This is a genomic window from Halorubrum sp. SD626R, assembly GCF_001261915.1.
Lineage (GTDB): Archaea > Halobacteriota > Halobacteria > Halobacteriales > Haloferacaceae > Halorubrum.
This window is the reverse complement of the sequence record NZ_CVRT01000105.1, coordinates 1-8793: the sequence shown is the minus strand read 5'-3', so window position 1 is coordinate 8793 and position 8793 is coordinate 1. Positions and strand designations below refer to the sequence as shown.

Annotated in this window: 9 protein-coding genes; 6 read left to right on the top strand and 3 right to left on the bottom strand. The window is 71.2% G+C overall.

Annotated elements, in window-relative coordinates; translation table 11 throughout:
* On the bottom strand, positions 1-444 hold a 444-nt coding region (locus SD626R_RS11075), incomplete at its 3' end, for a DUF6663 family protein (RefSeq protein WP_321163812.1).
* A gap of 144 nt (positions 445-588) precedes the next feature.
* Between SD626R_RS11075 and SD626R_RS11070 the strand changes: the two genes are divergently transcribed.
* Entirely contained in the window at positions 589-1212 is a 624-nt protein-coding gene (locus SD626R_RS11070) for a methyltransferase domain-containing protein (RefSeq protein ID WP_092566417.1), read from the top strand.
* 45 nt (positions 1213-1257) lie between these two features.
* Here the strand turns inward: SD626R_RS11070 and SD626R_RS11065 are convergent, their stop codons facing one another.
* Both SD626R_RS11065 and SD626R_RS11060 read right to left on the bottom strand, forming a co-directional pair.
* Complete coding sequence (locus SD626R_RS11065; protein WP_092566418.1) at positions 1258-1710, bottom strand: type IV pilin N-terminal domain-containing protein; 453 nt, start codon at positions 1708-1710, stop codon at positions 1258-1260.
* Between the two features lie 163 nt (positions 1711-1873).
* Complete coding sequence (locus tag SD626R_RS11060; protein WP_092566416.1) at positions 1874-3196, bottom strand: DUF7094 domain-containing protein; 1323 nt, start codon at positions 3194-3196, stop codon at positions 1874-1876.
* A gap of 164 nt (positions 3197-3360) precedes the next feature.
* Here SD626R_RS11060 and SD626R_RS11055 point away from each other — a divergent pair, with 164 nt between their 5' ends.
* From SD626R_RS11055 to SD626R_RS11035, 5 genes are all read left to right on the top strand, one after another.
* Positions 3361-4656: a helix-turn-helix transcriptional regulator gene (locus tag SD626R_RS11055; protein ID WP_092566415.1), complete on the top strand. Its 1296-nt coding sequence runs from the start codon at positions 3361-3363 to the stop codon at positions 4654-4656.
* Positions 4657-4768: 112 nt separating this feature from the next.
* Positions 4769-5557: an electron transfer flavoprotein subunit beta/FixA family protein gene (locus SD626R_RS11050; protein ID WP_092566414.1), complete on the top strand. Its 789-nt coding sequence runs from the start codon at positions 4769-4771 to the stop codon at positions 5555-5557.
* Positions 5557-6504, top strand: a complete 948-nt coding sequence (locus SD626R_RS11045) for an electron transfer flavoprotein subunit alpha/FixB family protein (RefSeq protein ID WP_092566413.1) — start codon at positions 5557-5559, stop codon at positions 6502-6504. Before SD626R_RS11050 ends, SD626R_RS11045 begins: the two co-directional genes overlap by 1 nt.
* A gap of 100 nt (positions 6505-6604) precedes the next feature.
* Entirely contained in the window at positions 6605-7588 is a 984-nt protein-coding gene (locus SD626R_RS11040; protein ID WP_092566412.1) for a replication factor C small subunit, read from the top strand.
* A 579-nt stretch (positions 7589-8167) separates the two neighbouring features.
* Positions 8168-8701 (top strand): metallophosphoesterase, encoded by a 534-nt coding sequence (locus SD626R_RS11035; RefSeq protein ID WP_092566411.1) that lies wholly within the window; start codon positions 8168-8170, stop codon positions 8699-8701.
* The last annotated feature ends 92 nt before the right edge of the window (positions 8702-8793 follow it).

Sequence of the window (8793 nt, the reverse complement as noted above, 5' to 3'; positions counted from 1 at the left end):
CGTGATCGAGCCGACGGCCTCCCCCTCGGCGCGGATCCGCTCCCACGTCTCGACCGCCGCCTCGAACATCCCCTCGACGTCGTCGGCGAACCGGAACCGGCTCTCGCGGACGACCGCGACGTCGACGAACCGCGCCGAGGCGTCCGTCCACGCCAGCGTCGCGTCGATCACGTGTCCGGGCTCCAGCGACGCCACGCGCTCGGCGAGCTCGCCCTCGTACCCCTCCGCGGTCGCGTACAGGGGGTCGAACTGGTCCTCAGCGTCGGGCGCCGTCGGATCGATCGGTCCGTCCGGGAGTTCGACGAGGACGAACTCCTCGGGGGCGTCGCCGCCCCCGGTGGCGTCGTCGACGTCCGCGGACTCGTCGACCGCGGGACCATCCTCGATGTCCGGGCGCGGCCGGCGGTCGTGCACGCGGAACCGGCCGCTCGTCGTCGGGTCCATACGCGGGGATCGGTCGGCGGGCGGATAAGCGGGTCGGACCGGAGCGTCGACGGCTGTCGTCCCGTCCTCGATCCGACATCACGCGCCCCCGCCGCAGTGGCGGATCCGTGTCGTTATGGGGCGGGCGACCCAACGAATCGGTAAATGGGGATCCTCGAGGACAAGTCGAACGCCCGCCTGTTCTACAAGTACCTCTCGAAGGTGTACGACCAGGTCAACCGCTTCAACTGGAACGAGGAGATGCGCTCCGAGGCGCTCTCCTGGCTGGAGTTCGGCGACGATCCAAGGGTGCTCGACGTCGGGTGCGGTACCGGGTTCGGCACCGAGGGACTGCTGGAACACGCCGACGACGTGCACGGGCTCGACCAGAGCGTCCACCAGATGGAGAAGGCGTTCGAGAAGTTCGGCAAGCGCGACCGGGTGAGCTTCTACCGCGGCGACGCCGAGCGGCTCCCGTTCCGCGACGACGCGTTCGATATCGTCTGGTCGTCCGGTTCGATCGAGTACTGGCCGAACCCCGTCGAGGGGCTCCGGGAGCTGCGACGCGTCGCCAGACCTGGGGGACAGGTGCTCGTCGTCGGCCCCGACTACCCGCACAACCGCGTCCTCCAGCGGGTCGCCGACGCGATCATGCTCTTCTACGACGAGGACGAGGCCGACCGGATGTTCGAGGCGGCGGGCTACGAGGAGTTCGAGCACCACATCCAGCGGGCGACCCCGCGAAGCCCCCGGGCGATCACGACGGTCGCTCGCGTTCCCGAGGAGTAGCGCGCGGCGACGCCGACCCGCCGGTCCCCTTCGTTTCGACATCGGTCACGCCGGTTCGACGACGGCCTCCAGCGCCGCGACCGGCCGCCCGTCGACCGAGATTTCGACGGCGACCGCGTGACCCGGTTCGAGAGCGGGGTCGTTCGTCCCCGCGACGCGGAACGACGCCTCCCCGCCGACCCGCCAGTCGCCGTCGCTAGCGGCGTTGAACGCGCCGGTCGGTCCCGGCCGGAACCCCGCCGCGGAGAAGAACGGCACCGGCGGCTGGCGGGCGAGCGGCTCGCCGTCGACGGTGACGCGAACGTCGAGCTCGCTCGCGTCGAGGGCGTCGCCGCCGCGGTGCGTCACCGTGATCCGGTCGTCGGTCGCCGACAGCGACAGCGACGCCGTCGGCGTGGGCTCGACGGGCTCGGCGGGGGCCCCGAGCGCGACGGTGACGACGCCGCCCGCGAGGACGACGGTGATCGCGAGCAGGAGGACCCCGGCGACCGGGGCGATCGCCCGGCCGGGGCGGCGAGCGTCCGCGTCGGTGTTCCGACGCGGCGACGGACGTGGAATCGGCGGGAAACGATCGAGGGGCACGGCGCGACTGGCGGCGGTATCGCATAAAAAGATCGAGAGGGAGGCGAGCGGGGCGGACGGAGCCGCCGCGCGCACCGCGCTACTCGTCGTCGACGGGCCGCGGCGTCGGGATCGGCCGGAGGCCGTCGACGACGATGACCCGGGGCTCGTCGACGACGGTGATGCGGTACGATTCCGCCGGCGAGAGCGTCCGGACGACGCCGTCGTCGTTCGTGGTGCCGATCGCTCTGCTGTCGCCGTCGCCGACGCTCTTGGTGACGGTGACATCCGGGGCCGGCTCACCCGTCTCCTCGTCGAGGACGGTCACGGTCACCGGCCCGCCGACGTAGCTCCGATCGACCGTGACGGTGAACCCGTCGCCGGTGTCGGAGACGCGCTCGGTGTCGGGGAAGGCGTCGAGGTCGATCCGCTGGTGCTCGACGAACACCCGCTCCGTCCCGCCGCTGACGAAGGTGCGGAGGCGGCCGTACTCGTGCGGGATGGTGATCCGCTGGACCGAGCCGGCCCCGAACGCGTCGGGCTCGCGGAGCGCCGCCGTCTCTGGGTACGACTCGGACGTCACCTCGATCGCGGCGTCGTTGCTGATCGGGCCGCCGTCGCGATCCCAGCGGTCGTTCCGGAACGTCTCGCGGACGTACTCGCCGTCGACGACCGTCGCCAGCGTGACGGATCTCGGAGTCGATTCGACGTGGACCTCTACGGCCGAGACCTCGCCGCGGGCGGTCGCGAGCGCGAGGTCGCGGACGGGCCCCTCGTACACCTGGAGCGCGACCTGGAGCTCGTCGAGCCTGGTCGGTGAACTAAGGCCATCGGTCGCCGCCGCGAGCGCGTCGATCGCTTCGAGCCGTCGGTCGTACTCTCGGGCAGTGGCGGAGACGCGGACGAGCTCGTTCAGGAACTCCCGGTCGGAGAGGTTACCGGAGGCGTGCGCCCTGAACGCGTCCGACTGGCGGCCGTGGAGACGTGCCTCGCCGCGTTCGACGCGCTCGAGCGCCGCGAGGATGAGTCGCCGTCGCTCGGCGTTCGTCTCGGCGCTCTCGATTCGGTCGACGACCGCCGCGGTCTCCACGGCGGCCTCGGCGTCCGCGGTCGAGAAGGAGAGCGCGGGACCGAGGTTCGCGCCGCGGAGGGCGCTGGCGACACGCGAGTCGGTGCCGGTCGGCGCCGAGAGCGTCCGGAACGTGAGGTTCGACCCGTCGACCTGCGAGGACTCGTTCGCGAACTGGGGCGGCTCACCCGGTTCGGCGGCGTCGGCCGAGTCGACGGAACCGTCTGAGTCGAGCGGAATCGGTCCGGGGACCGCGGCGATCGCCGGGGACTCGGACCCGGAAGCGGGGGACGTCGTCCCCGCAACTGGGACGACCAGCAGCAGGACCGCGACGGCGACAGGGAGGGCTCTCATCGTTCGATGGTTCGACCCCTGATATAAAAAATCCACCTCAACGGCCCAGCACGGACCGGCGGCGCTGGCTCCGTCCGTGACGCCAGAGCGACTGAGCGGACGTTTCCCGCCTCCAAACCGACTATGGAAAGCGTTTTGCCCGGTCCACGAGAGGACAGACGTGCATGCGGAATCCCCTTCGCGTCCTCCTCGTCTCGCTGTTCGCCCTCCTCCTCGTCGGCGGCGTCGCGGCGCCGGTCGTCGGGGGCACGGCCGCGTCCCCGGCGGCGTCTCCGGTCGACGCGTCGCCCGCACACGGAGCGCAGACCGCCGAAACGCCGGCGGCGGAACCCATCGGAATGACCGCGGGCCCCGCTACGCAGATCGACTCCGACTTCGACCCGAACACGGCGACCCGGATCCGGATCGAGCCGACGCCGGACCGCGACGCGCGGTGGGAGGTGTCCGTCAGGTACGCCCTCGCCGACGAGACGGAGGTCGGAGCGTTCCGGACCGCCGGCGAGCGGTTCCTCGCCGGCGAGGTCGGGCCGACCCCCGCGCTGTTCGAGGGGTTCGCGCGGGAGGCGAGTCGGAACGTCGACCGGACGATGCGGATCCGGAGCGTCGACCGCGAGGTGACCGTCCACGAGGACCCGTCCGGGTTCGAGGTCGCCGACGGCGAGACCGTCGCCGTCGGCGAACTCCGGCTGACGTTCGTCTGGACGGAGTTCCTCGGGAGCGACGGCGAGAACCTCGTGCTGGGCGACGCGCTGACGACCCCCGAGGGGACGTGGCTCCGATCGCTCGGCGAGGGACAGACGCTGGAGGTGGCGACGCCGGAGCGGTACACCGTCACCGGGACCCCCGGCGCCACCGTCCCGCTCCGCGACAACGCCGTGATAATCGAGGGGCCGCGCACGTTCGCCGAGGGCGAGCGAGTCGCCGTCGTGTACGCGTCGACGGGGCCCGTTGGGCCCCCGTGGGAGATGCTTACCGCCGCGATCGTCGTCGCCGCACTGCTCATCGCCGGGAGCGTCGTCGGCTATCGGCGGATGGAGACCAACGGGGGCGACGAAACGGGCGCGACCGGCGCGAACGGGAACGTCGAGGGCGCCTCCCGGGAGCCGGACGAGGGCCCCGACCCGAACGGCGGGACGGTCGGGTCATCGGACGCCGAGGAAGACCCCGACGGGTCGGTAGAGTCGGAGCCCGAGGAAGACCTCTCGCTGCTCTCGGACGAGGAGCGCGTCGAGCGGCTCCTCACGGAGAACGGCGGACGGATGCGACAGGCCGACATCGTCTCCGAGACCGGTTGGTCGGACGCGAAGGTCTCGCAGCTCCTGTCGGAGATGGCCGACGGGGGACGCGTCGAGAAGCTCCGCTTGGGCCGCGAGAACCTGATCTCGCTTCCGGACGGCGACGACGAGTCGGCGGGCGGCGAAGACGGGTCGGCGGACAACGGCGGGCGCGCCGGGCAGTGAGGTGCCTTCGGGCCCCGAGCGCGGCGGGAGGCAGGAGCCGTCCGGAGACAACCGCTTGCGGTGGGTGCGGCGTTTCGAAAACCCTTACAGGGCGAGCGCCGGAGTAACGATCATGAAGGTTTTAGTGACCGTCAAAGAGATCGCGGAGGCGGACGACGACTTCGCGATCGAGGGGACCGACATCGCGGAGACGGACCTCGAGTACGACCTCAACGAGTGGGACGACTACGCGGTCGAGGCCGCGGTACAGCTGGCCGAGGCCGGCATCGCCGACGAGGTCGTCACCGTCACCGTCGGACCGGAACGGGCCGAAGAGACGATCCGGATGGCGCTCGCGAAGGGGGCGGACCGAGCGGTCCGCGTCTGGGACGACGCCTTCGAAGAGGGGTTTTCGGACGTGGCCGCGAAGGTCTCGACGATCGAGGCCGTCGTCGAGGCCGAGGAGCCGGACCTCGTGCTCGGCGGCGTCCAAGCCGCCGATACGGGGTTCGGCGCGACCGGGGTCGCGCTCGCCGAGCGGATCGGCTTCGAGCACGCCGCGGTCGTCAACGACCTCGAGGTCGACGCGGACGCCGGCGTCGCGCACGTCCACCGCGAGCTGGAGGGCGGCGTCGAGGAGCTGACCGACGTGGACCTCCCCGCCGTGTTGACCGTGCAGACCGGACTCAACGAGCCGCGCTACGCGAGCCTGCGCGGGATCCGGCAGGCACAGCGTAAGGAGATCGACGCGAGGGAGCTCGCCGACCTCGGACTGACCGCCGAGGACGTCGAGAGCGCGCTGACGATCACCTCGATGTACGAGCCGGAGAGCGAGTCGGACGCCGAGATGATCGAGGGCGACGCCGGCGAGGCCGCGGGACGCCTCGCCGAGGTCCTCCGCGATAAGGGGGTGGGCGCGTGATGTCGGACGCGCTCGTCGTCGCCGAACACCGCAGGGGTGAGCTCCGCGACGTCTCCTACGAGGCGATCACGGCCGGCCGCGAGCTCGCCGACGCGCGCGGCGGCGACCTCCACGTCGCCGTCATCGCGGGAGGCGTCGACGGCTTCGCCGAGGACCTGAACCGCGAGGGCGTGGACGCGATTCACACCGTCGACAACGGCGAGGAGTTCGACCACAACGTCTACCAAGCGGCGATCGCGACCCTGCTCGACCGGACGGACGCCGGGACGGTCGTGGCGCCGAACTCGGTCAACGGCCTCGACTACGTCCCCGCCGTCGCCGAGGACCGCGGCCTGCCGCTGGTGACGGACGCGATCGGGTTCGAGTACGACGGCGGCCTGACGGTCACCCGCGAGATGTACGGCTCGAAGGTGGAGACGACGGTCGACGTCGACGGCGACCGCCACGTGCTCACGGTCCGTGGCGGCGAGTGGGCGCCCGCGGAGGGCGTCGGCGACGCGGCGATCGAGTCGGTCGAGGTCGACCCGCCCGAGTCCGGCGCGCGCGTCACCGGTTTCGAGGAGGTCGGCGGCGGCGACGTGGATATCGCCGACGCCGACGTGCTCGTCTCGGTCGGTCGCGGGATCGAGGAGGAGGAGAACTTGGAGCTCGTCGAGGAGCTCGCGGACGCGCTCGGCGCGACGCTCTCCGCCTCCCGGCCGATCGTCGACAACGGCTGGCTCCCGAAGAACCGGCAGGTCGGCCAGAGCGGGAAGGTCGTCACCCCCGACGTGTACATCGCGGTTGGCATCTCCGGCGCGGTCCAACACGTCGCCGGCATGAAGGGTTCGGACACCATCATCGCGGTCAACACCGACCCGAACGCGCCGATCTTCGACATCGCCGACTATGGCGTCGTCGGCGACCTGTTCGAGGTCGTCCCCGAGCTCGTCGACGAGTTCGCCTGAGATCGCGTCGGCGGACTCGCCCGAGCCGACGGCCGGGAATCGGTCCCGTCCGCGCCTCGTTCTCGGTTCGTTTATCACCCCGCCGACCCTCGGATCCGCCATGAGCGAGGCCGACGAGCAGACGGCTGCGACCGCGACCGGCCGGGAGATCTGGATCGAGAAGTACCGGCCGCAGTCGCTCGCCGACATCCACGGGCAGGAGGAGGTCGTCGAGCGGCTCCAGAGCTACATCGATCAGGACGACATTCCGCACCTTCTTTTCAGCGGTCCCGCCGGCGTCGGAAAGACGACTGCGGCCACCGCCATCGCCCGCCAGGTGTACGGCGAGGACAACTGGCGCGGGAATTTCCTCGAGCTCAACGCCTCCGACCAGCGCGGGATCGACGTGGTGCGCGACCGGATCAAGGGGTTCGCGCGCTCGTCGTTCGGCGGCGACTTCCGGATCGTGTTCCTCGACGAGGCCGACTCGCTCACCGATGACGCTCAAGCAGCGTTACGCCGCACGATGGAGCAGTTCTCCGACAACACGCGCTTCATCCTCTCGTGTAACTACTCGTCGAAGATCATCGACCCGATCCAGTCGCGCTGCGCCGTCTTCCGCTTCTCGCCGCTCTCGGACGCGGCCGTCGCCGGCCAGACCCGCGAGATAGCCGCGGCGGAGGGGATCGAGGTGACCGACGCGGGCGTCGACGCGCTCGTGTACGCGGCCGACGGCGACATGCGTCGCGCGATCAACTCCCTGCAGGCGGCGGCGACGACCGGCGACGTCGTCGACGAGGAGGCGGTGTACGCGATCACGGCGACCGCGCGGCCCGAGGAGATCGAGTCGATGGTGACGAACGCGCTGGAGGGCGACTTCTCGCGGGCGCGGGCGACCCTGGACGCGCTGCTCACGGAGACGGGGATGGCCGGCGGCGACGTGATCGACCAGCTCCACCGCTCCGTCTGGGAGTTCGACCTGAGCGAGCGCGAGGCGGTCGCGCTGATGGAGCGGATCGGCGAGGCCGACTACCGGATCGCCGAGGGCGCCAACGAGCAGGTGCAGCTGGAGTCGCTGCTCGCGTCGCTTTCGTTGGAGGAATAGCTGGGTTCTGTCGGAGTTGTCGTCTCGATCGCGGCGCGTGATCTCGGTTGTTTAGATGGGATCGGTGTCGGCGGTGGCGGACTGACCGCCTCCGAGGCCCCGGCCGCCCGGCGAGACGTGATCGACGCTGGAGCTACGGTGACCACTTCCAAAGCTCCAGCCGCTCGGCTCTACATGATCTGTGACTCTGCGGTGAACACCGCCAAAGCCCCAGCCGCGGGGACTCGATGCGCTCGCCGCGGTCCTCGGCGCTCACTCCGTTCGCGCCTGCGGTCCTTGGCGTCGCGCGTCTTCGTCCTCGCGGCAGCGTGGCGCTACGCGCCACGCGCAGCCGGCGGCGGAGCCGCCGGCGACTGCCCCCTTGAGTCCCACCCCGCAACCGCACAGCGCCTCACGCCTCCCCAACCTCGTCGCTCGGTCGAGGCTCCCGGCGGTCGCCCACTCCCTCGCGACTCCCTCGCGCGCGCTGCTCGGCCGCGGTGCGGCCTCGCAGGCGCGCGCCGCCGCCGTTTTTACTTATAAATCGACGTCGCCGTTCCGTGGCACGCTTTTTAAACCGAGCGCGCACCGACCGTCGGTATGCTCGTCGTCGTCTCCGATACTCACGCGCGCGAGGAGTCGAAGCTACAGGGGCGCACCGCGGAGGCGGTCCGCGAGGCCGACCTGGTCGTCCACGCCGGCGACTTCTACCGCGAGCCGGTGCTCGACGCCTTCGAGTCGGCGGCGCGGGCGCTCCGCGCCGTGTACGGCAACAACGACGACGCCGCGATCCGCGACCGCCTCCCGGAGGTCCGCATGGTCGAGTACGCGGGCGTGCGGTTCGCGGTCACCCACCGCCACCGCAGCGGGGACACGGGGCTGGTCATGCTCGGTCGGGGACGCGACGCGGACGCCGTGATATGCGGACACAGCCACCGCCCGCGGTTCGACGACTCGGGCGGCCTCCCGATTGTGAATCCGGGGAGCCACGCGCAGCCGCGGGGGAATCGGCCCGCCCACGCCGAGCTGGAGCCGGGAGACGAGGCCGGTGACGGGGAAGGCGAGACCGCGCTCGACGGGCGACTCGTCACGCCCGACGGCGAGGTGTTCGAGCGGTTTCGGATCGGGGCGTAGTTCGGATCGGGGCGTGAAAGGCACCGCCCGCCGGGGAAGGGGGAGACGGCGGGCGGTGCCTTTCACGCCCCGATCCGAACTACGCCCCGATC